Here is a 25647-nt window from a genome sequence, read left to right as displayed (position 1 = left end):
GATGCACATCATCAACGCCCGTCTGCGTAACCGTGAAGGCTTGCATGAACTGCACCTGGAAAACGGCTTGATCGCCAACATCGCCCGCCAGACCGAGGCACCCAGCCTCGGCCCGGAAGACCTCGATGCCGGCGGCAACCTGGTGGTCCCGCCCTTCGTCGAACCACACATCCACCTGGACGCCACGCTCACCGCCGGTGAACCGCGCTGGAACATGAGCGGCACGCTGTTCGAAGGCATCGAGTGCTGGGGCGAACGCAAGGCCACCATCACCGAGGAAGACACCAAGACCCGCGCCAGGAAAACCATCCAGGCCCTCGCCGCCCATGGCATCCAGCATGTGCGCACCCACGTCGACGTGACCGACCCCGAGCTCACGGCGCTCAAGGCCCTGCTGCAAGTGCGCGAGGAAAGTCGTCACCTGATCGACATGCAGATCGTCGCGTTTCCCCAGGAAGGCATCGAGTCCTATCGCAACGGCCGCGAGCTCATGGAAGAAGCGATCCGCATGGGCGCCGACGTGGTGGGTGGCATTCCCCACTTCGAGTACACCCGCGACCAGGGCGTCAGCTCGGTGAAATTCCTCATGGACCTGGCCGAACGCACCGGTTGCCTGGTGGATGTGCATTGCGACGAAACCGATGACCCGCACTCACGCTTCCTCGAAGTGCTCGCCGAGGAAGCCCGTAGCCGCGACATGGGCGCGCGTGTCACCGCCAGCCACACCACGGCCATGGGCTCCTACGACAACGCCTACTGCGCCAAGCTGTTCCGCCTGCTCGGGCACTCGGGCATCAGCTTTGTCTCGTGCCCGACCGAAAGCATTCACCTGCAAGGGCGCTTCGATAATTTCCCCAAACGCCGCGGTGTCACCCGGGTCAATGAACTGCTCGAGGCCGGGATGAATGTGTGCTTCGGCCAGGACTCCATCGTCGACCCGTGGTACCCGCTGGGCAACGGCAATATCTTGCGAGTCCTCGAAGCCGGCCTGCACATCTGCCACATGCTCGGCTACCGCAACCTGCAAAGCGCCCTCGACCTGGTCACCGACAACAGCGCCAAGGCCATGGCCCTGGGCGAGCGCTATGGCCTGGAACCCGGGCGTCCGGCTAACCTGCTGATCCTGTCGGCGGACAGTGACTACGAAGTGATCCGCAGCCAGGGCTTGCCGCTCTATTCGATTCGCAACGGTGAAGTGCTGATGAAGCGGCAGATGCCGGTGGTGGAGTTTGCGCAGCAGCCAGGCTGATTTCCCTGCGGGAGCGGGCGTGCTCGCGATAGCGGCATCGGCCACGCCACAAACTTTCAGAAAGCTCTAGGGCACAGACCGCGCCGTCCCAAACAACCTGACCCGCACCCACTCACCCGCCTCTTCTTCCAGCAAAATCGGCGCAGTCCCCCTGGCATCATCACACTCACCGGCCCCGCCTGCACCCACCCCGCCCGCCACGCCGCGCAGGCCACGGCGCTGGCGCTGGTGCCCGAGGATGCGGTGGGACCTTCGCCCCGCTCGAACACCCGGGCGGCGATTCGCCCTTCGGCTTCGAGCCAGGCCCATTGCAGGTTCACCCCCATAGGGCACGGCATTCCAGCCCCACCCGGCGGAGCATAGGCGATGCGGGTCAGGCTCTGGCACAGCGCCGGCGCACGCATCTGCGGATTGCTCGGCAGCGCCTCGGCACTGTCCACCAGCGTCACGCAATGCGGGTTGCCAATGTTCACGAACTGGCTGTTGCCCCACGCCGGGTTCAACCGTTCAAGCGCCGCCACACGGCTGACATCGCACTGGTTGAACATCACACGCACGACGTCCTGGGCACCGACGGCGCCGGGCCCGAACAGCGGTTTGCCCAGGTCCAGCCAGAAGCCTTGGGCGCCTTCGAATTCAGCAGCGCGAACCGAGGTTTGCAGCGGTGACAAACCGTCGGGTTTATCGTGATGGACCTGCAGCAAGCAATCACCCGTCCCTGCCATCAAGCCCTGCTCTTGCAAGGCCTGGGAGAAAATCGTCAAGCCGTTGCCACTGCGCTCGGCCAGGGTGCCGTCGGTATTGACGATCAACAGATCAAAGGGCGGTTCGTTCTGGAACGGGCCGATCAGCAAACCGTCACTGCGATGAGCCTTGGCATCCGGCGGAGCTTCGCCCGGCGCCCAGGCGCAGAACGCGTGCACGGCAGCCGTTGCCCAAGACTCGCGTGTCTGCGCGGCCTGGGCAGCCGACTGAGGCAGAGCGATGCCGTGGTCTCGAACCTGCCGAGGGGAAATGACGCCATAGATATTGCCGCGCGCGTCATAAAACTTCGTCATGGATCTGTCCGGTATCAGCCAGCAAGGACCGCTACTTTATGTCGGCAAAGGCCAGGGAGCAAAGCTTGCTGGCAACCGGATATTCGCGTCGGCACCTTGGGGTCGCGGTGCGGTCAGTGGATATGCAAGCATAGGCTCCTGCCTGCACCACCGCATCGCACGTAAGCCAAGGACGTTTCATGACTGCCATTACGCCCCCGCCCACCTTTATCCCCGGACGCCTGGAACAGATGTCCACCCGCATCGCCTATCTCATCGCCGGCATCGGCATCGCCGCCTGGGCGCCGCTGGTGCCTTACGCCAAGGTGCGGGCGAACCTGGATGAAGGCACCCTCGGGTTGCTGCTGTTGTGCCTGGGGGTCGGGTCGATCCTGGCGATGCCGATTTCCGGTGCGCTGGCGACGCGGTTCGGCTGCCGGCGGGTGCTCAGCGGCGGTACGATTCTGATCTGCCTGGCGTTGCCGTTGCTGGCGACAATGACTTCCCTGCCCTGGCTGGTGGCCGCATTGTTCCTGTTTGGCGCCGGGCTCGGCACCGTGGACTCGACCGTGAACCTGCAAGCGGTGATCGTCGAACGGGCCAGTGGCAAGACCATGATGTCGGGTTTCCACGGCATGTTCAGTCTCGGCGGGATCATTGGCGCGGCGGGTGTCAGTGCCCTGCTTGGCCTGGGGCTTTCGCCGCTGGGGGCGACGCTGGTGGTCAATGGCGTGCTACTGGTAGCGTTGTTCAAGGCTGCGCCGCACCTGCTGCCCTACGGCAGTGAAAGCTCGGGACCGGCGTTCGCCATTCCCCACGGCGTGGTGCTGTTTATCGGCATCCTGTGTTTCATCGTATTCCTGGCCGAAGGCGCGGTGCTGGACTGGAGCGCCGTATTCCTGACCACCGAACGCGCGGTGGATACCGCCTATGCCGGGCTGGGTTATGCCGCCTTCGCGCTGACCATGACCGTCGGCCGGCTGACCGGCGATTCAGTGGTACATCGCCTCGGAGCCAAACGCGTGATCATCTATGGCGGATCGATCGCGGCCGCCGGGTTCCTGTTGGCGACCCTCGCACCGATGTGGCAAGCCGCGCTACTGGGCTATGGGTTGGTGGGCGCCGGGTGTTCGAACATCGTGCCGGTGCTGTACACCGCCGTCGGCAAACAGACCTTAATGCCAGAGGCCATCGCTGTGCCGGCCATCACCACCATCGGCTATGCCGGCATCCTTGCCGGCCCGGCGCTGATTGGTTTCGTCGCCCATGGCAGCAGCTTGAGCTTTGCGTTTGGGTTGATTGCGTTGTCGCTGGTGGCGGTGGCGATTAGCGGGAAAGTGTTGAAAGTCTGAGGCCTCACACCGCTCTCTGTGGCGAGGGAGCTTGCTCCCGCTCGGCTGCGCAGCAGTCGTAAACCAGCCGATGCGGTCTGCCTGGAAAACGGCGTCAGGCCATTTTGGGGCGGCTGCGCCACCCAGCGGGAGCAAGCTCCCTCGCCACTGGATTGTATTTCAGCCCCTAGCATTGTGTTCCAAGCTACAGGGCCTGGTCCTCGATCAAAACCCCACACTCGCCTGCACAAAGAACGTACGCGGTGCGCCCACGTACATGCCCGAGTTGTTGTCGCTGGAGCGGGTGTAGTACTGATGGTCGAACAGGTTCTTCACCCCGGCGCCGACTTTCAGGTTCGACAGCTGCGCGCCAAAGTCATAACCGGCGCGCACGTTCCAGAGCACGTAGCCCGGCATGTCGCCGTACTGCCCATCGGCGCTGCCATCGGTGATGTAGTCGCCGCTGAAGCTGCCATCGGCGTTCACACTGTTGCCCGGTGAGCGCTGCTTGGACTGGGCAAAGGCGTCGAGGTTGTAGGTCCAGCGATTGACGTCGTAGCGCAGGCCCAGGTTCGCCACCTGCCGGGAATAGAACGGCAGGTCACGTCCCTTGAAGCTCGGGATCTCGCCTTCATAGGTCGCACGGGTGTAGGTGAAACCGGCATTGGCGGTGAGGCCTTCAAGACGTGGGTCGAGCGCGGCCATGTCGTAATGCACCGAAGCCTCCAGCCCCTGGTGCTTGGTCGCGCCCATGTTGGTCCAGCCCACGTCGTTGCTGATGTACTGCAATTCGTCGTCGAAGTCGATGTAGAACAGCGTCACTTCCCCGCCCCACACGTCATCGTTGTAGCGCGTGCCGATCTCGTAGGTCTTGGCCTTTTCCGGGCTCAGGCCATTGGCGGTGTTGTTGCCGTCACCACCCTGGCCGAGCTGGAAATACTGCAGGCTGCCGAACGAGGTCTCGTAGTTGGCGAACAGCTTCCAGGCATCGGACAGGTGATACATCACGCTCAGGGCCGGCAACGGTTCGTTGCTGTCGATGCTGCGGCGTTTTTCCTGCACCGGGCGACCGGCGGTGTCGAGCACCGGACGGTCGTGCCATTCGGTACTGATGCTTTCGAAGCGGATGCCCGGGGTGATGGTCCACTTGCCGACATCGATCTTGTCATCGATATACACCGCGTGGGCTTCAGTGCCACCGGTACGGTCCTGGTAGACGTGACCGTCGGCCCCCGGACGCACCACTGGTTCGTTATCACGCAACGCCAGGCGACTGGCCTCTTCGTGCATGCCTTCCTTGAGGTAGCGATAACCCACGCTGGCCTCTTGGGTGGTGGGGCCCAGGTCGAACACGTGGGACACCCGGGGCTCGATGCCGAAGGTGTAATAGGTGCGCGGGTAGGACACCAGGTTGCGCTGGTCCCGGGAAGCGATGGTGCTGCCACGGTAGCTGTCGGAGTAATAGGTCAGCACTTCGGCCTGGGTGCGGTCGTCGATCTGGCGCAACCATTTGAACGACACGTCCTTGCGCCGGCCGCTGAAGTTGTCCCAGTCGCGGTCGGACTGGTACGGGTCCGCGTCGTACTGGGCCTGGGTCAGGCCACCGGGCATGTCGGCCTTGGCGTCGTAGTAATGGAAGTTCAGCGAGAAATCGTCCACCTCGGTGGGTGCCCAATGGGTCTTGAGGATGACGTCGTCGATGTCGTTGTCGTTGTTGCTCCGGCGATAACCGTTGCCGTTGACGCCGGAATACAACAGCGCCACGCCCAGGCCATTGTCCGCCGTGCCGCCGAGGAACGCCGTGTCGATGTGCTTCCAACCGCCGCGCTGGGAGGTTTCCAGGGTGCTGCCGATTTCACCGGTGGCTTTTTCCGGGATCGCCCGGGTCACGAAGTTGATCACCCCGCCGACGTTCTGTGGCCCGTAGCGCACGGAACCGGCACCGCGCACCACGTCGATGCTGTCCAGGTTGCCCGAGGAAATCGGGGCCATGGACAGTTGCGGCTGGCCGTAGGGCGCGAACGCTGCCGGAACGCCGTCGATCAACACCGTGGAGCGTGGCGACAAACGTGAGGTGAGGCCGCGCACGCCGACGTTCAGGGAAATGTCGCTGCCACCCGTGCCGTTGGCGTCCTGCACCTGCACCCCTGGCACGCGCCGCAGCACATCGCCGACGTTCATCGCGCCCTGCTCCACCATCGCTTCGCGGCGGATCACCGTCCGCGCACCGGGGTGGTTCTGCACCACCTCGGCGTTGGCATCGCCGAGCCAGTCACCGACCACCTGGATTTCAGTAGCGCCAAGCTCCAGCGGGCCGGCGCTGGAGGCCGAAGGCGCCGGCAATACGGTCGCCGAACCCTCATCAATCTGGTATTGCAGGCCACTGCCCTGCAGCAGTTGGTGCAAGGCCGCTTCCGGGGACAGGGTGCCGTCCACGGCCGGCGCTTGTTTACCGGCCACCAGTTCGGGGCTGAAGAACACCTGCAACGCGGTTTGCTGGCCGAGCTGGCTCAAGGCTTGCCCCAACGGCTGCGCCTGGATGTGAATGGCGGTGGTAGCCTGATCGGCGTACGCCTGGGGCACAGCGGCGCTGACCGCCAGGGTCAGGGCCAGGGGCAGCCAGCGTACGTGGGTACGGTTGTTGTTTTTGGCGGTTGTTTTCACGTCGAACCTTGTCCTGTTGATCGCAAGAATACGCGTCTGTTAATGCAAACCAGTTGCAGTTGGACAAGAAGACGAAGAACTCGAAAAAAACCTGAATTTATCGCGCAATTATTTCCTGGCTGCCGTCATCCAGGCTGCGCACGGCCACCGGCAGAATATTCGGCAGCGCCTTGAGCAGTGCCTCGGGATCGTCGGCGCGGAACACGCTGGTCAGGCGCAGGTCGCCCACCGCCGCGCTGCCGACCCGCAGGGGGTGAGTGCGATAACGGGAAACCTCTTCGGCCACTTCCTTGAGCGGCGCGTTGTTGAACACCAGTTTGCCGTTGCGCCAGGCAGTAAGCGCCTCGGCGTTGACCGCGTAAGGTGTGGCGACTTTGCCCTGGGCATCGATCTGGGTGCCGAGACCCGCTGTCAGTATGGCCAACTGAGCCGGGGGCGCGGCGCGTCCCTGGACCTTGACGCTGCCCTGCGCCACCGCCACCCGGGTCTTGTCGGCATCGCGGCGCACATCGAAGCGCGTCCCGGTCACCGTCACCTGGCCGTTACCCGCATCGACGGTGAAGGGTCGGCCGGCATCATGCTCGACCGAAAACAAGGCCTCGCCTTCGACCAGTTCCACCCGACGTTGATGATGTGCAAATTGAATACGCACCCGGCTGCGGCTGTTGAGGTCGATCATCGAGCCGTCCGGCAAGGCGATGTGCCGACGCTCGCCAAGGGCGGTGGTGTATTCGCCGCTGTAGTCGGTGGAAGAACTCAAACCGCTGAACAGCCCCAACCCCAGCGCCACCGCGAACAGTCCGGCGGCGACGGCATAGCGCAGCAGCGGCCGACGCTTGGGGCGTTCGGCGGGAGGTTCGCACAGCGCTCGCAGGCGTTCCTTGGGCAGCAGGTCCGTGGCGCTCCAGATACCCTGGAGCAATTGAATTTCGTCACGGTGGTTGGCATGTTCGTCCAGCCAGGCTTCGAAACGCTGGCGCTCCTCGACACTCATGGCGGGCGCTTGCAGGCGCACGAACCATTGCGCCGCCGCGTCGCGAACCCTGTCCTGCCCGCACGGGCATTCACGGCTATCCATCATGGAAGGTCCTGTGGCTCAGGTGGAAGAGGACGACGGATCATTGGCCAGGCCCGTCCAGGCGATCGCGCAGATGCCGCAGGGTGCGGATCATATATTTTTCCACCATGTTTTTGGACAGGCCCAAACGCTCGGCGATTTCCGCCTGGGTCAGGCCTTCGATCTTCTGCCAGACGAACACCGTGCGGCAGTTGGCCGGCAGTTCGGCAAGCGCCCGCTCGATGGAGTCTGCCAGCTGGATCGCGTGCATGTAGTGCTCCGGGTCGCCCGACAGCGACTGGCTATGGTCGACGGCCGCCTCCTCCATGGCCCCCCGTCGATCTTCGCGCCGATAGCCATCCACTGCAATGTTGCGCGCCGTCTGATGTAAATAGGCCCGTGGCTGCTCGACCCCGCTCGAATCGGACTCAAGCACCCGCACGAAGGTGTCATGGGCCAGGTCCTCGGCCTGCTGGCGATTGCGCAGGCGACGGGTCCAGGTGCCGATCAACTCTTCGTAATGCTCGAAAAAGCCGGGACTGCGGGGCAGCTTGGGGGTCATCGCGGCGCGCTGTGGAAACGGGGCGTGAATAGTAATGGTTACTATTCATATGAAGCAAACCTATTACGGTGCCTGTCGTCCGAAGCTTTAAAGATGAGGATTAAATCTATGTGGGAGCAAAGCTTGCTCGCGATGACGGTGTGTCAGTCGATGTGTATGGACTGTTGCACCGCTATCGCGAGCAAGCTTTGCTCCTACAGGCGCCCCGGGTAGTTTTTTCTGACTACGCCTCAGGCATCTTGCGAAACCCCACCGCCAGGCGGTTCCAGCCATTGATGGCGTTGATCGCCACGGTCAGGTCGACCATTTCCTTGGGGCTGAAATGCTCGCTCAGCAGGGCATAGTCGGCGTCCGGCGCGTGGGTGTCGCTCAGGCGGGTCAGGGCTTCGGTCCAGGCCAGTGCGGCGCGCTCGCGGCCGGTGAAGAACGGTGCTTCGCGCCAGGCGGTCACGGCGTAGAGGCGACGTTCGGTCTCGCCGTCCTTGCGGGCGTCGGCGGTGTGCATGTCGATGCAGAAGGCGCAGCCGTTGATTTGCGAGGAACGCAGCTTGACCAGCTCCAGCAGGGATTTTTCCAGGCCCAGTTTCGAGACGGCATTTTCCAGGGCCAGCATGGCTTTGAAGGCGTCGGGGGAAGCGGTGTAGAAATCGATACGCGGTTGCATGGTGAACTCCAGAACAATGGGGTGTAGCGCTACGTTAGCCGTGCAGTGGCGCGGTACAAATAGCCAATTGTTGGGAAGTTCGGGTGGCCAATGGGAGGCCGCCAGGTTGGAGCGGATATTGGCCTGTGCAAGGGTATTCAATCATAGGGGCTGTTGTGGCGAGGGAGCTTGCTCCCGCTCGGCTGCGAAGCAGTCGTCACCCGACTGACGCGGTCTGCCTGGGGAACGGTGTAGGCCATTTTGGGGCGGCTGCGCCACCCAGCGGGAGCAAGCTCCCTCGCCACAGGGGGTGTTTTCGGGGCAGGTTCAGGCCCGGCTGCGCAGCCACTGCAGGAAGCGCTTCTTGGCCACGGGCTTGGGCAGCTCGCGGGTGAGGTTCTGGGCGAGGTGGATGCGTACGTCCAGCAGGTTTTTCATGGCGTCGTTGATGTCGTGACGGGCGTCGAGGCAAGGTTTGAGGTAGCTGTTCTCGATGCGATAAAGGGTGCAGAAGGTCTTGGCCGAAAAGCTCGCCAGCGCGGCCTGTTCGGAAACGATCCCGGCTTCGCCGATCACCTCTCCGGGTCCCATGCGCCCGGCCTCGAATGGCTGGCCGTTACGCACAAGGGTCACGCTGACCACACCGGATTCAATGATGAACAAATGATCGCTGACCTCCCCCGCCGGCAAAATCATGTCGCCGGCGCGGAAGGTCTGCAGGGTCATGTTCTGGCTGAAGGTGTCTTTCTCGTCCTGGCGCAAGGTGGAGAAGATGTTCGAGCTTTCCAGCAACGCCCGAGGCCGCGACGCATCCTTGGCGGTGGCGCTTTCACTGTTGGACAACAGGCTCACGCCCGAGGCCTGCAAATGCCGGAACGCCAGGTCGAACAGCTGGTTGCGCACCTCGCGCTTCTGGGCCCTGGAGGCGACGAACCCGCTGATCTCGTATTCCGCCCCGTCACTGCTGCTGCTTTTGAGCGTCACGCAGGGTGCCGGGTTGGCGAGCAAGGTCCGACAACCGATCATCGCTCGCTCCAGTGCGTCGATCACGGTTTGTGGCCGCGCGTGAGGGCTGACCTGGATACTGATGGACAAGCCATGGACGTCGCTGGGTCGACTGAAGTTGATGACCTTGGCCTTGGCCGCGAGTGAGTTGGGGATCACCGCCATGCTGCCCTGGGCGGTCTGCAACCGCGTGGCCCGCCAGTCGATGTCAGTGACCCGGCCTTCGGTGCCGTCGATGGAAATCCAGTCATCGAGCTGATAAGGCTTGGTGGTGTTGAGCACGATCCCGGAAAACACGTCGCTGAGGGTGCTCTGCAACGCCAGGCCGACAATGATCGCCATCGCCCCGGACGTTGCCAGCACGCCCTTGACTGGGAGGTCCAGCACATAGGCCAGCGCTGCGATGACGGCGATCAGGAAAATCACCGCGCCGAGCAAATCCTGCAACAAGCGCCCGGTGTGACCGACCCGCTGCATCATCACCGCGCCCATCATCACCGTCAGGGTTCGCGCGGCGAGCAGCCACCAGGCGATCTGCAACCCGGTGGCCGCCAGGTGCCGTGGCACGTCGTCGACCCACTGCGCCGGCTCCATGGGGTTGAGGCCCTCGTTGAACAGCAACATGCTGAACAAGGAAAAAATCACCAGCCGCGCGCCGATTTTCCAGTAGGTCCGATCCGCACTCACCAGCCGCCATATCAGGATGTCGAGCACAAGCAGCGCCAGGGCACAGAGCAGCGGGTGCTCGGAGATCAGAGACAGCATCGGACGGCTCCAGAAAGATCAATGAGGCGAAGATTGGCACAGAATGACCAAGCTGTAGAGATCCCCGCAGATCTCCATGTGGGAGCGGCATGGCTGTTGTTTTCGCGTTCAATCGTCCATCCGGCCAAAACGCCCCGAGTGGAAATCGTTGAAGGCCTGGTGGATTTCCTGCTCGCTGTTCATCACGAACGGGCCATGGCCAACGATGGGTTCGTCGATCGGCTCGCCACTGAGCAGCAGCACAACGGCATCGTTATTGGCTTGCAGGCTCAATTGGTCGCCAGCCCGGTCGAACAGCGCGAGCTGGCCGGCCTCGACCCGTTCGCGGCCATTGACCTGGACCGAGCCATGCAGCACCACCAGGGCGGTGTTGTGGCCTTCATGCAGGTCAAGGACCAGGTCTTTACCGGCCTTCAAGCGAATGTCCCAGACGTCGATGGGGGTGAAAGTCTTCGCGGGCCCTTGATGCCCCTCGAAGCGCCCGGCGATCAACCGCAGGCTGCCGGCATCGTCCTTCAGCGCAATGTTCGGAATGTCGCCTTTGAGCAGTGTCTGGTAGCCGGCCGGGGCCATCTTGTCCTTGGCAGGCAGGTTGACCCACAACTGGACCATCTCCATGAACCCGCCCTGCCGGGCGAAGGCTTCGGAGTGAAACTCTTCGTGGATGATGCCGGACGCGGCGGTCATCCATTGCACATCGCCGGGACCGATCTTGCCGCCGCTGCCCGTGGAGTCTCGGTGCTCCAGTTCGCCCTGGTAGACGATGGTCACCGTTTCGAAACCGCGATGCGGGTGCTGGCCGACGCCACGACGCTCGGTGGTGGGCGTGAATTCAGTCGGGGCGGCGTGGTCCAGCAGCAGGAACGGGCTGACGTGCTTGCCCAGGTTGTCGTAGGAAAACAGCGTGCGAACCTGGAAGCCATCGCCAACCCAATGGGGCCGTGGGCTGGTGTAGAGGCCGATGATGTTTTTCATGCTGTGTCTCCAAAATCAGCTACTGCGATTCAATGGACACAGCTTAGAACCGACACCTTTGCAACACTAGACTGCAAAAATCGGCTTTAGCGTTCTATTTAGAGAACGACTGAAAAACCTGTAGGAGCTCGCTCCTACAGGTTCTGGTGTCATTCAAAGGTGATTGCGCTTGGCAAACTCCGACAGCCCCACCAAGGATTGCAGGCCAAGCTTTTCCAGCAGCCGAGTCTTGTAGGTGCTGACGGTTTTTGGACTCAGGAACAGGCTTTCGGCGATGTCCTTGCCGCGCATGCCCATGGCCAGCATGCGCAGGATGGACAGCTCGCGGGTGGAGAGGCTTTCCAGCGCCTGCTGTTCGCTGCGCTGCTGAAAATCCAGCCTGACGGACATCTGCGGAAAATAGGCATAACCGGACTTCAAGGCCTGGATGGCCTTGGTCAGTTCCTTGAGGTCGCTTTTCTTGGTCACAAAACCCCGGGCCCCGGCCGAGATGCAGCGGTTGCAGAAGTGCTGCGCATCCTGGGAAGTGAACACCAGCACACTGCACTCAGGGAATTGGGCCATGATCCAGACCAGCAGGTCCAGGCCATCGAAACCGTTCATCACCAGGTCGAGGATCACCAGGTCTGGCACGCACTCCTTGATGAGGGCCCTGGCATCGGCCACGCCGCTGGCGTCTCGGATGTGGGTGAACGCCTCATTCTGGCAAATAAGCCGCAGCGCCCCTCGTATGACAGGGTGGTCATCCACGATCAACACGTCTTTCAAGGCAATTCCCCAGGTCATTACAAACGGCACCGGCGCCATGACTGCACCGGACTCTTGCACAAGCGCCAGGCCCAGCCACCTGTCAGATCCGACAGTGCAGACCAACGGTCTTTCTCAGCGTCCATGGCCCTGCCTGAGGGCGTGCGTCCACGGTTGCAGCGACTCACGGACTTGAGGGTCGACCTGCTCCATCAGGCGCCGCAGGGAGACAAGGTCAGGCAGTGGCGCCTGGCTCAGGTGCATGCTCGATCGGCGCGCGACCGGCACCGGCGACAGGCTGGCCGGTTGCGCGTTGTAAATCATCCCGTGACGAACCTGTGGGTTATAGATAACAAAATCGTGCAAGTCCAACGCCCCGCTGGTCAGCCCGGCATTGACGACGATCAGGTCGAAGGGCTCGCTGCCGTACTCCACCAGCGTCAGCAACTCTTGCACATGGCTGACGGGGACAATCCGGAAATAGCCCTGTTGATTGAACAGGCGCTCCAGCACGATTCGATGAGCATGGTGTGGGTCGGCAATCAGGATACGGAGTGCTTTGTTCGGCATGGCAAGCTTTCCAATAGCAACGCGCCAGGTAGAAACCGGCTCAGAACATTAAAGGCCGTCAGGCTAGAGGAAGCGCTTGAAAGACGATGTAGGATTATTCCCAAAATGAAGCCAGACGAAGCCCTTGTTAGGTCTTCAGTTGCTCCGCCACGTGCTCGATGGCTTGGCGAATATCTTCCACGGCTTGGGCGAGCAGCAACGTATCGCCGCCCCGACAAGCGCTTTCCAGCGCCTCGCAGGCGGCGATCAGCCGTTGCGCCTGGACGATCCGCGCCCCACCCTTGATCCGGTGCGCCAGGTCCGCCAGGCCCGGCAAGTCTTGTCGGCTGGACAAGTGCAACAGTCGCGCCTGATCGTCGGCATTGCTGCTGACCAGTTCCTCCAGCAGTGCCCTGATGGCGGTCGTGTCGCCACCGGTCAGTTGTTCCAGGCTGGTCAAGTCGATGCCATCGTCGGGCTGAGGCGCCCCCACGTCCGGCGTGACCGAAACCAGGCACGCATTGAGCGCCCGAAGGCTGATGGGTTTGAACAGGCAATCGTCCATCCCGGCCTCGGCGCAGCGGTCCTTTTCCTCAGGCTGGGCGTTGGCCGTGAACCCCAGGATCACCCCGGGCGACAGGTTTTGCGCATGCTCTTCGTCGCGAATGGCCCGCGCAAGTTCGTAGCCGCTCATCAAGGGCATGTTGCAATCGGTGATGACCACATCGAAGTGCTCGCTGCGCCAGGCGTGCAGGCCTTCGACACCGTTCTGCGCCTCCTGGACACGATGGCCCAGGTAGCCCAGTTGCTGGGACAGCAGCAAGCGATTGGCCGGGTAGTCATCGACCACCAGGATACTCAGCGCCCGGCCCGGCACCAGCGCCTCAGCCTCGACAGGCGGCGAGGTCGGCAAGGCGTCGAGCAGGGGCAGGTCCAGTAGGATCTCGACCTGCGTGCCCGCCCCCGCCACGCTGCGCAACGTCAGGGTGCCGCCCATCATTTCGCACAAGGTGCGGCTGATGACCAGCCCCAGCCCGGAACCGCTGCGGGCCGACTGGGTCGTGTGGCTGGCCTGGGTAAAGGGGCTGAAGAGGCGGCGCTGGTCCTCAGGCGAAATCCCGCAGCCGGTGTCCTCGACTCGCAGGCAAATGCCCAGGCGCCTGTGTTCAATGTCCGGCTCGCCGCGCACACTCAGGCGCACCTCGCCTTGGTCGGTGAACTTGATGGCGTTGCTCAACAGGTTCGAGACGATCTGCTTGAAGCGCAACGGGTCGATCAACACGTCATGGTTGACCCCGGTGTCCTGCACCCGTTGCAGGCGCAGGTGTTTCTGCCGGGCCAGGCCCTCGAAAATCCGCGCCACCGACTCGGTCAATTCGTGCAGATTGGCCCGTTGTGGCGCCAGCGACAGCTTGCCCGACTCGATGCGGGCGATGTCGAGGATGTCGCCGATCAAGTCCAGCATGCCATGGGCGGCCCCCGATGCGACCTCGATGGCGACCCGGTCCACGATGCCTTGATCGGCTTTTTTCAGGGCCAGTTCCAGCAGGCCGATCACCGCGTTCATCGGTGTGCGGATCTCATGGCTCATGGTCGCCACGAAGGTGGTCTTGGCCCGGTTGGCGTCGTCAGCGCTTTCCTTGGCGACGCGCAATTGCTCCAGCAGGCGCCGCAAGTAAACGACCCAGCCCAAGGTCACCAGCAATAGCAGCGCAGCGACGGTGAACCCCTGGAGAATCGTGGCGCGGTTGCGCAGCCAGTAACTGTCGTCGATCACCACCTCACTGCGCCAGCGGTTGGTCAGCTCGTCCATCTCTTCGGGAGAAATGCTCAACAGCGCCTTGTCGAGAATCGAGTAAAGCTCCAATGCGCCCCGGTTCGTCGCCAACGCAACGCGCGCGGGCAAGGTGCCGACGGTACTGGTGACCTGCAGCGTGTCGCGGTACTGGCGGGAGATCATGTAGCGGGCGCTGATCAGCGGATTGACCGCAGCGTCCGCCCTGCCAGCGGCGACCATGGCCATGGCATCGGCGGTGTTTTGTGCCGTCACCAACTGCACGCGGGGGAACTGCTCCAGCAGGAACTCGCGCAACACGTTGCCACGCACCAGCGCCAGGCGCTTGCCGGCCATCTGGTCCAGGGTTAGCGGCCCCTTGGCCCGCGCGGGCACCACCAGCACGAACGGATTCGTCAGGTACGGTCGGGTAAAGCGCAACTCGTCTTCGAGTTCGGTGCTGGGTATGGCGGTCGCCAGGACGTCGGCCTTGCCGCTCTTGATCTGCCCGATCAAATCATCAACCGAGTCGCCACGCTGTACATCGAATTTCAAACCGGTGCGCAAACTGATCCTCGCCAGCACATCGGCGCCGATGCCGTGCAAATGGCCTTGTTCATCGAAGAACGTCAGCGGCAAGAAATTTTCGTTGGCAGCGACTTTGATCCGTGGGTGGGCATCCAGCCAGCGCTGCTCCTTGACGCTGAAGTGCAGCGCCTGCTGACCCGGCATGCTCGCGCCGCCGGCACTCCAGCGCCTCAGGATGCTCATCTGTTCGCTGGCGGGGATGGCTTGCAGCGCGGCATTGATGATGCGCAACAGGCGCACGTTGTCGCGGCTGACCGCGAAGGCGAACGGCTGCACTTCCATGCGCGAAAAATCGGCCAGTTGAATATTGTTCAGGTAATTCTTGCTGATCAGGTAGTTGGAACTGATCGAGTCCCCCAGATAAACGTCGGCCTGACCAAACGCCACGGCACCGATGGCGCTCAAGGTCGAGGGAAACAGCTGCAAGGAGGCTTCGGGGTAAAACGCCTCGACCGTCTCCGGCGGCAAGTAGTGATACAGCATCGCCACGCGCTTGCCCGCCAGGTCGCTGGGCAAGTCCTGGCTGTCGTTGATGCGCGCTACGAGGGTGGGCAGGTCATCGGCATAGGCCTGGGACATCGCCAGGTCCCGATCAGCGGCTTCGAAGCCGTTGGCGGTGCCGAGCATATCGATCTCACCGCCGCGCAGGGCCTGGATCGATTCGGCACGGGATGGGTAGCGCTGGACCTGCACCTTGATGTGAAGGAGTTGCCCGAGCAATTGCGCATAATCGGCGGTCAGGCCTTCATAGTCGCGACCATTGCCGGTGATGCTGAACGGCGCGTAGTCCGGCGCCGAGGCGCCCAACTGCAACGCGCCCTTTTGGCGCAGCCAGGTCCAGTCGGCGTCGTCCAGGGACACCGAATAATCGCTCACATTGGAGCGCCCGAGCACCCGCAGCGCCTCGGGGGCCGCGTCCACTGGTGGCACCACACTCAATGAGCCCAGCAACAGCGCCACCAGGCCTGTGCGTAAAAGCAACATCATCTGGTCAGGGTGTTTCGCTTGGCGTAGTCGGCCCGGCTCACACCGACTGCACATACAGTCAGGGTGGACCGGCTGAGGGGTTCAGACTGCCAATACGAGGGAACAGCGAACCGAGCCTGTCAAACAGCAGGAGGCTGTGAAGTGAGTGTAGGAAATTTCTGAAGAATTTCCTGCGAGTGACCGGAGACCGGGCCTATGGCCTGTGGGAGCTTGCTCGCTCCCACAGGGTTGCGTTGGCTGATAGATTTCCTGCGAGTGACTCGCTCCCACAGGGCCTATACGGCGGCGAGCAACTGATCGCGCACCGGACGCGCCTGCCCGCGATTGCTCCCGTGCTCATACAGCGAGCCGGCAATTTCATCGGCACGCACCGGCAGGATCGACAGCAAGGTATCGCTCAGGCCATGGCTGGCCTGGCAGAAGCCCTGCATGTAGATCGCCGCCTTGCAGCGCTCGTCGGTGATCAGCTTGTAGTTGCGATCCACCTCGAAATCCCCCAGGTATTGCGCCAGCGGCTCCAGCAAGGTGCGATGCATCTGCCGCTCGTATCCGGTGGCCAGCACCACGGCGTCATAGCGGCGCACGGTCAACTCGCCAGTAGCGTTGTTGCGCACCGCCAGTTCCACACCGGCGTCGGTGGCCGTGGCCTTCTCCACCGTAGTGAGGGTGCGGAACGCATGGCGGGCGATGCCAGAGACTTTCTGGCGATAGAAAATCCCGTAGATGCGCTCGATCAGGTCGATGTCCACCACCGAATAGTTGGTGTTGTGGTACTCGTTGACCAGGCGCTCGCGCTCGCTGTGGGGTTGCTGGAACACCAGGTCGGTGAACTCCGGCGAGAACACTTCGTTGACGAATGGGCTGTCGTCCGCAGGCTTGAGGGCCGAGCCGCGCAGGATCATGTCGACCTGCACCGAAGGGAAGCTGTCGTTGAGGTCGATGAAGGCCTCCGCCGCACTTTGCCCTCCGCCGATGATCGCGATCTTCATCGGCTGGCCCTTCACGCACGGCTGGCCCGCCATGCGCTCCAGGTACTGGGAATGGTGGAACACCCGCGCGTCGTCCTTGAACACCTTGAACGCCTCGGGAATCCGCGGCGTACCACCGGCACTGACCACCACCGAACGGGTGGTACGTACGAATTCTTCGCCCTGGCGGCCGCGGGAAATCACCCGCAGGGCTTCGACCTGCTGATTGTGCAGCAGCGGTTCGATGCGCAGCACTTCTTCGCCATAGCGACTCTGTTCGGTGAAATGCCCGGCCACCCAGCGCAGGTAGTCATTGAACTCCATGCGGCACGGGTAGAAGGTGCCGAGGTTGATGAAGTCCACCAGGCGGCCATGGTGCTTGAGGTAATTGACGAACGAATAGGGGCTGGTGGGGTTGCGCAGGGTCACCAGGTCCTTGAGAAAAGAAATCTGCAACTCGCTCTGGGTCACCAGGGTGTTGCCGTGCCAGCGGTAGTCGGCCTGCTTGTCGAGGAACAGCACGTCCAGTTCACCCTGGACCGGCCCGCGCTCCCGCAATGCGATGGCCAGCGCCAGGTTCGAGGGGCCGAAACCGATGCCGATCAAGTCGTGAACGATGGGCGATGCAATTGCCTGTGTCATGTCCAGTGTCCTCTGGAAAAGCCCTCAACAGGGCGCGAAAAGCCTGGGGTGACCTGCCCAGCGTTTAGGGGGCCAACAAGTCGTGTGTTGAGAGGAACGAGGACAATGAAAAAAAATTTACCACGAGGCGACCGGCGTAGGCAGATTAATGCGCGTCCCACTGCCGCACGCGAACGCGGCAGTGCTTCATGGCGTTGACGATGTGTTTTTCCACCAGTGCCCGGGAAATGCCCAGGCGCTCGGCGATTTGCGGGTGGGACAGGCCTTCGAGCTTGCGCAACAGGAAGCTCTCGCGGCACAGCGGTGGCAGCTCGGCCAGGGCACGCTGGAGCATGTCCAGGCGCTGGCCGTGGTCGAGGCTGGTCTGGGGCGACGGGGTGAAGAAGCGCTCTTCGCTGTCCAGCACCTCCAGGGATTCGACCTGGCGCAAGGTATTGCGCCGATGCCCGTCGATCACCAGGTTCAATGCCGTGCGATACAGGAACGCCCGGGGCTGTTCGATGGGCGTGTCGCTGGCGCGCTCCAGCACCCGCACATAGGCGTCATGCACCACATCCTCGGCCGCCTGGCGGTTGCCTAGCCTGGCGTTCAGGAAACACACCAGCTCGCGATAGTAGTTTTCCAACATGACTCCCGTGCGCAATGGCTGCGCCAGCTATCCCTGTGCCCACTCGGCATGCCCGGGAAAGGCAATGGCACGATAGTGGCAGATTCAATCGCGTAATTTATAGTAATTCTCATATAGATTTAAAGCTTTGGTTTGTATCAGGGCTGATTCGTTCATCTCAACCCTGGCGGAGCACGGCTTTTGTTGGTTAGGTGATGTATCTGTGGCGAGGGGATTTATCTGTGGCGAGGGGATTTATCCCCGCTGGGCTGCGCAGCAGCCCCCCCCCCCAAAGCAGCACCTCTGTGTATCAGGTGTATTGAGTGGGCTGGTTTGGGGCCGCTTCGCAGCCCAGCGGGGATAAATCCCCTCACCACAAATAAATCCATCACTACAACATCACATGGCTTGGCTGCCGAGTTGCCTTCCCCTCAACCTGCTACCAAGTGTTTCAACCCAGTAAATTCCCGCCCCCAAGCGCTCGTTTACCAAAACAGCCTCCCGTCCCTGCCCTGCCTGCGACGGGCCCGATATCACCGGCCGGAACCCCGCATGAAACGTCCCCGCCCTACCCGACGCGCCTGGCTTCTCACTTTCGCCCTGCTTCCGGCCGTGGCCTTCGCCGCGTGGCAAGCGGTCGCGCCAAGCCGGGCGCCCCTGGTCACCGCGCCCGTCACCCGTGGCGATATCGAAAACAGCGTCACCACCCTGGGCACCCTGCAACCGCGGCGTTATGTCGACGTCGGCGCCCAGGCGTCCGGGCAGATCCAGAAGATTCACGTGGAGGCCGGCGACGAGGTGCGCGAAGGCCAACTGCTGGTGGAGATCGACCCGTCAACGCAAAAAGCCAGGCTCGACGCCGGGCGTTTTTCGATCGAGAACCTCAAGGCCCAGCTCCAGGAACAGCGCGCCCAACACGACCTGGCCCAGCAGAAATTCCACCGGCAGCAGCAACTCAAGGCCGGCGGCGCCACCCGTGAGGAAGACGTCCAGACCGCCCAGGCCGAGGTGCGGGCGACCCAGGCGCGCATCGACATGTTCCAGGCCCAGATCCGCCAGGCCCAGGCCAGCCTGCGCAGCGACGAGGCCGAGCTGGGCTACACGCGGATCTATGCGCCGATGAGCGGCACCGTGGTCGCCGTCGGTGCCCGGGAAGGCCAGACCCTCAATGCCCAGCAGCAAACCCCGCTGATCCTGCGCATCGCCCGGCTGTCGCCGATGACGGTCTGGGCCGAAGTCTCGGAGGCCGACATCGGCCACGTCAAGCCGGGCATGACCGCCTACTTCACCACCCTGGCCGGCGGCAGCCGTCGCTGGAGCAGCACCGTGCGCCAGATCCTCCCGGTGCCACCACGCCCGCTGGAAGCCAGCCAGGGCGGCAGCCCGACCGGCGGGCGCAGTGGCAGCGAACGGGTGGTGCTCTACACCGTGCTGCTCGACGTAGACAACGCCGACCGCAGCCTGATGACCGACATGACCGCCCAAGTATTTTTCGTCGCGGCCCAGGCCCAGAACGTGCTGACCGTGCCCACCGCTGCGTTACAGGACAACGCCGGCCAGGTGCGGGTGCTGGCCGACAATGGCGATGTCCAGTCGAGGACCGTGCGCACCGGCGTCAGCGATCGCCTGCGCATCCAGATCGTCGACGGCCTGAGCGAGGGCGAACAGGTGCTGATCGGCCCGACCACCGGCAGCGGAGACTGAATGAACACGCCCCTGATCGAACTGCGGGACATTCGCAAGGCCTACGGCGGTGGCGACAGCCCTCGGGTGGAGGTGCTGCGCGGCATCGACTTGTCTATTCACGCTGGGGAGTTCCTGGCGATTGTCGGCGCGTCGGGCTCCGGCAAATCCACCTTGATGAACATCCTCGGCTGCCTCGACCGCCCCACCAGCGGCGAGTACCGTTTTGCCGGCGAAGACGTCGCCAATCTGGGCAGCGACGAGCTGGCCTGGCTACGGCGCGAAGCGTTCGGCTTCGTGTTCCAGGGCTATCACCTGATTCCGTCCGGCACCGCCCAGGAAAACGTCGAAATGCCGGCCATCTACGCCGGCACCTCGGCCGCCGAGCGCCACGCCCGCGCCAGCGCCCTGCTCGACCGCCTGGGCCTGGCCAGCCGCACTGGCAACCGTCCCCATCAATTGTCCGGCGGCCAGCAACAACGAGTGTCGATTGCCCGGGCCTTGATGAATGGCGGTCACATCATCCTCGCCGACGAACCCACCGGTGCCCTCGACAGCCAGAGTGGCATTGAGGTCATGGCCTTGCTCGACGAACTGGCAAGCCAGGGCCACGTGGTGATCCTGATCACCCATGACCGCGAAGTGGCGGCCCGGGCCAAGCGCATCATCGAAATCCGCGATGGGCTGATCATCAGTGACAACGCGCCCTCTTCGCCACACGAAGTGCACGCCAACCCCAAGGCCCTGCAAGCCGTGGACCTGCGCCAGCGCCTGAGTGCCGGCAGCGAACACAACGGCGCCTGGAAAGGCGAGTTGCTCGACGCCGTGCAGGCCGCGTGGCGGGTGATGTGGATCAACCGTTTCCGCACCGCCCTGACCTTGCTCGGCATCATCATCGGCGTGGCCTCGGTGGTGGTGATGCTGGCCGTGGGCGAAGGCAGCAAGCGCCAGGTCATGGCCCAGATGGGCGCCTTCGGCTCCAACATCATCTACCTCAACGGCAGCGCACCCAGCCCGCGCGCGGCCAAGGGCATCATCAGCGAATACGACCTGGCCGCCCTCGCCGCCCTGCCCGAAGTGCAGCGGATCATGCCGGTCAACGGCGCCGACGCCAGCGTGCGTTTTGGTAACCTCGACCACACCAGCTACGTCGGCGGCAATGACACGAATTTCCCGATCATCTTCAATTGGCCGGTGGCCCAGGGCAGTTACTTCAGCGAGGCCGATGAGCGTAGCGCTGCCGCAGTCGCGGTGATCGGCTACCGGGTCCGGCAGAAACTGTTCAAGGACGTCGCCGACCCCGTCGGCCGCTACATCCTGATCGAGAACATGCCGTTCCAGGTGGTCGGCGTGCTGGCCGAAAAAGGCGCCAGCTCCGGGGATTCGGACGCCGACGACCGCGTCGCCGTGCCCTACTCCGCCGCCAGCGTACGGCTGTTCGGCAGTCGTCATCCCGAGTACGTGGTGATCGCCGCCAAGGACGCGGGCAAGGTCAAGGAAGCCGAGCAAGCCGTCTCCCGAACGCTGCTGCGCCTGCATGACGGCAAGAAGGATTTCGAACTGACCAACAACGCCGCGATGATCCAGGCCGAAGCCCGCACCCAGGGCACGCTGTCGCTGATGCTCGGCGCCATCGCGGCGATTTCGCTGTTGGTGGGCGGCATCGGCGTGATGAACATCATGCTCATGACCGTGCGCGAACGCACCCGCGAGATCGGCATCCGCATGGCCACCGGCGCTCGCCAGCGCGACATCCTGCGCCAGTTCCTCACCGAAGCGGTGATGCTCTCGGTGGTCGGCGGGCTGGCGGGTATCGGCCTGGCCCTGCTGGTGGGCGGCGCCTTGCTGCTGGGCAAGATCGCCGTGGCCTTCGAATGGCTGGCAGTGTTCGGCGCCTTCGGCTGCGCCCTGGTCACCGGCGTCGTCTTCGGTTTCATGCCGGCCCGCAAGGCCGCCCGCCTCGACCCGGTCGCGGCCCTCACCAGTGAATGAACCTCATCCCATGAAAGCGCCCCTGACCCTCCTGGCCGCCAGCCTGTTACTGGCGGCCTGCGCCAGCCCGTTGTCGCCTTCGGACAGCGGCATCCAGCCGCCACCGGCCTGGCAAAACCTCGACACGCCCAGCGCTCGCGCCGATAACCAGCAATGGTGGACGCAGTTCGGCAGCCCACAGTTGGACCGGCTGATCGAACAGGCGCGCCTGGACAGCCACGACCTCGCCGCCGCCATGGCCCGGGTGCGCCAGGCCCAGGCCAGAGCGGTGATCGCCGGGGCCCCACTGCTGCCGGAAATCCGGGCCGGGCTCAACGGCAATCGCCAGGAATTGTTGCGCGGCAAAGGCTACAGCCAACTGGACGTCGACCGGGACAACCGCACCATCGACTACTACGACGCCAACCTCAGCGCCACCTATGAGCTGGACTTCTGGGGCGGCAAGCGGGCGGCCCGGGACAGTGCGCTGAGCACGCTGTCGGCCAGCCAGTTCGACCGGGCGACCGTGGAGTTGACCCTGCTCAGTGGCGTCGCCAACAGCTACACCCAGGCGTTGTCCCTGCGCGAGCAACAGCGCATCGCCGAACAGAACCTGCACAACGCCCAACGCGTACTCGACCTGGTGCAGACCCGCTACGACGCCGGCAGCGCCACGGCCCTGGAACTGTCCCAGCAAAAAAGCCTGGTAGCGGCCCAACAACGCCGCTTGCCCCAAGTGCAGCAGCAGGCCAAGGAAGCGCTGATTACCTTGGCGGCGCTGCTGGGGCAACCGGTGCAGGCGGTCAGGCTCGACGATGAACAGTTCGAACACCTGCAGTGGCCTTCCATCGACGCCGGGGTGCCCAGCGACCTGCTCCGCCGCCGCCCGGACATCGCCGCCGCCGAAGCGCGCCTCACCGCTGCCCAGGCCGACATCACCGTGGCCCGCGCCGCCATGCTACCCTCCGTCACCCTGGGCCTGAGCCTGGGCACCGGCGCCGACATCGCCGACCAGTTGCTGCGCAACAACGTCTACAACCTCACCGCCGGTTTGGCCGCGCCGATCTTCAACAACGGTCGTCTGCGGGCCGAACGAGACAGGACCACCGCGCGCCAGGAGGAACTGCTGGAGCTCTACCGCGCCGCCATCATCAACGGCTTCGCCGACGTCGAAAAAGCCCTGAACAGCATTAACGGCCTGGATCAACAGCGGCAGTGGCAAACCGAAGAACTGCAGCAGGCCCAAACCGCCTTCGACATCGCCCAGCGTCGCTACCAGGCCGGTGCTGAAGACCTGCTTACCGTGCTGGAAACCCAACGCACGCTGTACGCTGCCCAGGATATGAACGTGCAGTTAAGGCTGGCGCGGGTACAGGCGAGCGTGGCGTTGTACAGGGCGTTGGGTGGGGATTGGCGGGTGATGTAAGCCTCGAATACACATTCAAGCCAAGTGACATTTGTGGCGAGGGGATTTATCCCCGCTGGGCTGCGCAGCCCAGCATTATCACTAGATTGGCCACCGTTCAATATCGGGGTTACTGTCAAAGCATCCATTAGAGCAGTTAAGACACTAAGAAGTACGTATCCAAATCGATTTTCAAAAAACGACGTCCATCCGAGCCCGATGACTTGGATGGAACTCGTCTAGTACGCTAGCCAAGACATTTTACAATGTCACCACACCAAGCCTCTCTAATCACCCGAGAGACTCACACCCCGTCAACTTTCAAAAACCACAACTGGATTCTCGTTGCAAATAACATCTATCCACTCCTCAGTAACAATTGCCAAATGAAAAATCGGATCATCTTTATAAATATCAAGCGAGTTGCCATTCAACCACGCTAAAAATTCCGAATTCTCGACTAAAAAGAATGAATTTTCGATTTCTTTTGGCACCAACGGTAACGAGGCAAGTCTCATACTTTCGTTTGTTATACGCATAGCGGTAGGAAGTTCAGGGAAGTCCAAATATAGACGTCTACCTGCCTCCCCCGCCTCTCTAAGGTGAATCCGCATACCACTCCCATATGTAATGCGCTCGAGAGTCACCCGACCGGAAGCAGGTAAGCCTGGTACGTTCCACGGTCGAAAAGTTTGTGTATTCATATCAGCATCCATTAGTCGTAACGTATCTTATCGCGACTCGCTTAGCATCCGGTCGCTATATTTCAATGGTTCGATCGTTCCCACGCTCCGCGTGGGAATGTCTCTACGGACGCTCTGCGTTCGGCTCTCTGGGACGCGGAGTGTCCCTGGCTGTATTCCCACGCGAAGTGGGAATGATCAGCAATGGTGCTCGGCTTGGGCTCTGTTTATCGGGCCATGTAGGACTCCCGAGCGAGGCTACGTCGCCTTGCGTCGTTGCCTACAACTGCGCCAGAGTCCGCCGGCTTGTGCGCTTGGCACCCCATCGATAACTTGCTTCCCGTCACAGCCCATCAGTGATCGGGTCTGCAAGACCGACGAAATACCAGGCGCATAGCCACAAGCCAATCGACACACCCGTGTCGCTCAATGGCAGCTGTGTGCGGGAGACCTTCGGGTCTGCCGGGTTCCTGGTTTCCCGGTCTTGCAGACCCGCGCATAGCTGCCACCCATCATCTGCAAGTGATGCCTGGCAGCGCCTCATAAATAACCAGGAGCTGCACAATGTTCAAGATCCCCCCAATCCCCCCGAAGACGAGTCCAAAAAACTCAACAAAGCCGCCGCGCTCTCGCCTTTTATCTCGATCCCAAACCTGAAACACCCAATCCGCCACCGGGCCAGTTGTTCACCGTAGCGGAAGGCGCGGACCTGGAATGCCTGCTAGCCAACCTCAGCGAAACCCTCGCCTCGGTCAATGTCATGGCCAACGAGCTGGCATTTGATTTGGAGGGCGCGAGGCGGAGTTTTGCCCTGGGGATCCAGCAGATGGTCGAGTTGAGTGAGCTGCTGGCAAACCGCGCCCTGGACATCTCCGCGCCGCGATAGAGGCCCGCACCACAACCCTCAAGCCAAGTGGCACCCGTGGCGATGGAGTTTGCTCCGCTGGTCTACGAAGCGGTCCCAAGATTTTGCGGTTGCTGCGCAACCAGCGGGAGCAAGGCTGGTAATTGCCGTCAACAACACGCTGTTGCCAGCCAGACAAAATGGCCGAGCAGCTCATTTCTTCAATCGTCGGTGCCAGGCGCTGCCAGTGACCAAGGCACACAGCAGCGCAGGCTCCCCCCTCTGCTTGCACCCTCTAACTGGCGGGCTCTAAGTCAGATTCATGAATTTCCAGTGAGGATCCATCTTCAAACTCAATCGAGTAGACGGTACCAGGTGGAAATTTGTCAAAGTAGCTGCCCGGCCGGTCATCAAAGACGCCGACGATCCATGCTTGCTTACCTGGCCTGAGCGCCTCCGGTGCGTGCGCTACCACTTTTACCATGTCGTCGTAAGTGAACTTAGTCATATCAATGATAGATCGGAAGGTGAGGGTTACCATCGGGCGTTGCAACACCTAGCCGATGACCGTGTGGTTCCTGAGCACGAGGATCATTTTGATTCCTGTGTCCTCCTCTGTCCAAGCAATCACCGGCAGGATTAACACCCGGTCCGAGAACCTGCTGGTATTCGCAGCCAGGAGATCCCTCCACATACTCCCCAAGATTAACAGGAGTTGCATTTCCGTGTTCGTCAACAACTACAACGGGCTGATCCACAGGTCCTTTGTATGGATTTGTGTTGTCGCCTGTTTTCGCGCCGTCTCCGCTGTTCGTACTATCCTGCTCGTTGTGAACCCGCCTGCTGGACCAAGAGCTGGGATTACCTATGTCAGACCCTGAAGAACTCCCAAGGCTAAAACCATCACCCGA

General features: G+C 62.5%; 18 protein-coding genes and 2 pseudogenes. 6 read left to right on the top strand and 14 right to left on the bottom strand.

The genetic code is table 11. The annotated features are described in order from the left end of the window. Position 1 precedes the first annotated feature (1 nt). Positions 2-1249: a cytosine deaminase gene (gene codA, locus TK06_RS00165; protein ID WP_063320288.1), complete on the top strand. Its 1248-nt coding sequence runs from the start codon at positions 2-4 to the stop codon at positions 1247-1249. A gap of 66 nt (positions 1250-1315) precedes the next feature. On the opposite strand, the pseudogene TK06_RS00160 reads toward codA, so the two are convergent. Next, a pseudogene (locus TK06_RS00160) lies at positions 1316-2307 on the bottom strand (diaminopimelate epimerase). A 179-nt stretch (positions 2308-2486) separates the two neighbouring features. Between TK06_RS00160 and TK06_RS00155 the strand changes: the two are divergent. Next, positions 2487-3638 carry an MFS transporter gene (locus TK06_RS00155; RefSeq protein WP_063320287.1) on the top strand — a complete coding sequence of 384 codons (1152 nt, stop codon included), beginning with the start codon at positions 2487-2489 and terminating at the stop codon, positions 3636-3638. A 204-nt stretch (positions 3639-3842) separates the two neighbouring features. Here TK06_RS00155 and TK06_RS00150 read toward each other — a convergent pair whose 3' ends face one another. From TK06_RS00150 to TK06_RS00100, 11 genes are all read right to left on the bottom strand, one after another. Beyond that, on the bottom strand, positions 3843-6281 hold the full coding sequence (locus TK06_RS00150) for a TonB-dependent siderophore receptor (protein ID WP_063320286.1): 2439 nt from the start codon (positions 6279-6281) through the stop codon (positions 3843-3845). Between the two features lie 97 nt (positions 6282-6378). After that, entirely contained in the window at positions 6379-7362 is a 984-nt protein-coding gene (locus tag TK06_RS00145) for a FecR family protein (RefSeq protein ID WP_063320285.1), read from the bottom strand. Between the two features lie 37 nt (positions 7363-7399). Further along, a complete protein-coding gene (locus tag TK06_RS00140) occupies positions 7400-7900 on the bottom strand; it encodes a sigma-70 family RNA polymerase sigma factor (RefSeq protein WP_063320284.1) in 501 nt (166 codons plus the stop codon). A 223-nt stretch (positions 7901-8123) separates the two neighbouring features. Beyond that, a complete protein-coding gene (locus TK06_RS00135; protein ID WP_063320283.1) occupies positions 8124-8564 on the bottom strand; it encodes a carboxymuconolactone decarboxylase family protein in 441 nt (146 codons plus the stop codon). A 306-nt stretch (positions 8565-8870) separates the two neighbouring features. Beyond that, positions 8871-10313: a mechanosensitive ion channel family protein gene (locus TK06_RS00130; protein ID WP_063320282.1), complete on the bottom strand. Its 1443-nt coding sequence runs from the start codon at positions 10311-10313 to the stop codon at positions 8871-8873. Positions 10314-10421: 108 nt separating this feature from the next. Beyond that, on the bottom strand, positions 10422-11288 hold the full coding sequence (locus tag TK06_RS00125) for a pirin family protein (RefSeq protein WP_063320281.1): 867 nt from the start codon (positions 11286-11288) through the stop codon (positions 10422-10424). A 153-nt stretch (positions 11289-11441) separates the two neighbouring features. Continuing rightward, positions 11442-12095 carry a response regulator transcription factor gene (locus TK06_RS00120; RefSeq protein WP_170845957.1) on the bottom strand — a complete coding sequence of 218 codons (654 nt, stop codon included), beginning with the start codon at positions 12093-12095 and terminating at the stop codon, positions 11442-11444. 75 nt (positions 12096-12170) lie between these two features. Then, complete coding sequence (locus TK06_RS00115) at positions 12171-12605, bottom strand: response regulator (RefSeq protein ID WP_063320280.1); 435 nt, start codon at positions 12603-12605, stop codon at positions 12171-12173. A gap of 127 nt (positions 12606-12732) precedes the next feature. Beyond that, positions 12733-15933, bottom strand: coding sequence for a transporter substrate-binding domain-containing protein (locus TK06_RS00110; protein ID WP_063320279.1), 3201 nt, complete (start codon positions 15931-15933; stop codon positions 12733-12735). A 275-nt stretch (positions 15934-16208) separates the two neighbouring features. Beyond that, a complete protein-coding gene (locus tag TK06_RS00105; protein WP_063320278.1) occupies positions 16209-17543 on the bottom strand; it encodes a lysine N(6)-hydroxylase/L-ornithine N(5)-oxygenase family protein in 1335 nt (444 codons plus the stop codon). A 145-nt stretch (positions 17544-17688) separates the two neighbouring features. Next, on the bottom strand, positions 17689-18171 hold the full coding sequence (locus TK06_RS00100) for a sigma-70 family RNA polymerase sigma factor (RefSeq protein WP_058546861.1): 483 nt from the start codon (positions 18169-18171) through the stop codon (positions 17689-17691). 531 nt (positions 18172-18702) lie between these two features. Here TK06_RS00100 and TK06_RS00095 point away from each other — a divergent pair. The 3 genes from TK06_RS00095 to TK06_RS00085 are packed head-to-tail and all read left to right on the top strand — an operon-like array spanning position 18703 to position 23230. Next, on the top strand, positions 18703-19854 hold the full coding sequence (locus TK06_RS00095) for an efflux RND transporter periplasmic adaptor subunit (protein ID WP_063320277.1): 1152 nt from the start codon (positions 18703-18705) through the stop codon (positions 19852-19854). Next, a complete protein-coding gene (locus tag TK06_RS00090; RefSeq protein ID WP_063320276.1) occupies positions 19855-21825 on the top strand; it encodes a MacB family efflux pump subunit in 1971 nt (656 codons plus the stop codon). 10 nt (positions 21826-21835) lie between these two features. Next, positions 21836-23230 (top strand): efflux transporter outer membrane subunit, encoded by a 1395-nt coding sequence (locus TK06_RS00085; protein ID WP_063320275.1) that lies wholly within the window; start codon positions 21836-21838, stop codon positions 23228-23230. A gap of 293 nt (positions 23231-23523) precedes the next feature. On the opposite strand, the gene TK06_RS32345 is transcribed toward TK06_RS00085, so the two are convergent. Further along, positions 23524-23913 (bottom strand): hypothetical protein, encoded by a 390-nt coding sequence (locus TK06_RS32345; protein ID WP_139211690.1) that lies wholly within the window; start codon positions 23911-23913, stop codon positions 23524-23526. Between the two features lie 661 nt (positions 23914-24574). Between TK06_RS32345 and TK06_RS30420 the strand changes: the two genes are divergently transcribed. Beyond that, positions 24575-24778: a DUF6124 family protein gene (locus TK06_RS30420; RefSeq protein WP_086936534.1), complete on the top strand. Its 204-nt coding sequence runs from the start codon at positions 24575-24577 to the stop codon at positions 24776-24778. Positions 24779-24839: 61 nt separating this feature from the next. On the opposite strand, the pseudogene TK06_RS33290 reads toward TK06_RS30420, so the two are convergent. Then, positions 24840-25018, bottom strand: a pseudogene (locus TK06_RS33290) (IS4 family transposase); the annotation flags it as partial. Positions 25019-25647 lie beyond the last annotated feature (629 nt).

The organism is Pseudomonas fluorescens (assembly GCF_001623525.1).
Taxonomy (GTDB): Bacteria; Pseudomonadota; Gammaproteobacteria; order Pseudomonadales; family Pseudomonadaceae; genus Aquipseudomonas; species Aquipseudomonas fluorescens_Q.
This window is presented reverse-complemented; position numbering and strand designations above follow the sequence as displayed.

Coding starts and splice junctions, on each gene's coding strand:
- codA (WP_063320288.1), top strand. CDS start 2: ATGCACATCATCAACGCCCGTCTGCGTAACCGTGAAGGCTTGCATGAA.
- TK06_RS00155 (WP_063320287.1), top strand. CDS start 2,487: ATGACTGCCATTACGCCCCCGCCCACCTTTATCCCCGGACGCCTGGAA.
- TK06_RS00145 (WP_063320285.1), bottom strand. CDS start 7,362: ATGATGGATAGCCGTGAATGCCCGTGCGGGCAGGACAGGGTTCGCGAC.
- TK06_RS00140 (WP_063320284.1), bottom strand. CDS start 7,900: ATGACCCCCAAGCTGCCCCGCAGTCCCGGCTTTTTCGAGCATTACGAA.
- TK06_RS00135 (WP_063320283.1), bottom strand. CDS start 8,564: ATGCAACCGCGTATCGATTTCTACACCGCTTCCCCCGACGCCTTCAAA.
- TK06_RS00130 (WP_063320282.1), bottom strand. CDS start 10,313: ATGCTGTCTCTGATCTCCGAGCACCCGCTGCTCTGTGCCCTGGCGCTG.
- TK06_RS00125 (WP_063320281.1), bottom strand. CDS start 11,288: ATGAAAAACATCATCGGCCTCTACACCAGCCCACGGCCCCATTGGGTT.
- TK06_RS00120 (WP_170845957.1), bottom strand. CDS start 12,095: ATGGCGCCGGTGCCGTTTGTAATGACCTGGGGAATTGCCTTGAAAGAC.
- TK06_RS00115 (WP_063320280.1), bottom strand. CDS start 12,605: ATGCCGAACAAAGCACTCCGTATCCTGATTGCCGACCCACACCATGCT.
- TK06_RS00110 (WP_063320279.1), bottom strand. CDS start 15,933: ATGATGTTGCTTTTACGCACAGGCCTGGTGGCGCTGTTGCTGGGCTCA.
- TK06_RS00105 (WP_063320278.1), bottom strand. CDS start 17,543: ATGACACAGGCAATTGCATCGCCCATCGTTCACGACTTGATCGGCATC.
- TK06_RS00100 (WP_058546861.1), bottom strand. CDS start 18,171: ATGTTGGAAAACTACTATCGCGAGCTGGTGTGTTTCCTGAACGCCAGG.
- TK06_RS00095 (WP_063320277.1), top strand. CDS start 18,703: ATGAAACGTCCCCGCCCTACCCGACGCGCCTGGCTTCTCACTTTCGCC.
- TK06_RS00090 (WP_063320276.1), top strand. CDS start 19,855: ATGAACACGCCCCTGATCGAACTGCGGGACATTCGCAAGGCCTACGGC.
- TK06_RS00085 (WP_063320275.1), top strand. CDS start 21,836: ATGAAAGCGCCCCTGACCCTCCTGGCCGCCAGCCTGTTACTGGCGGCC.
- TK06_RS32345 (WP_139211690.1), bottom strand. CDS start 23,913: ATGAATACACAAACTTTTCGACCGTGGAACGTACCAGGCTTACCTGCT.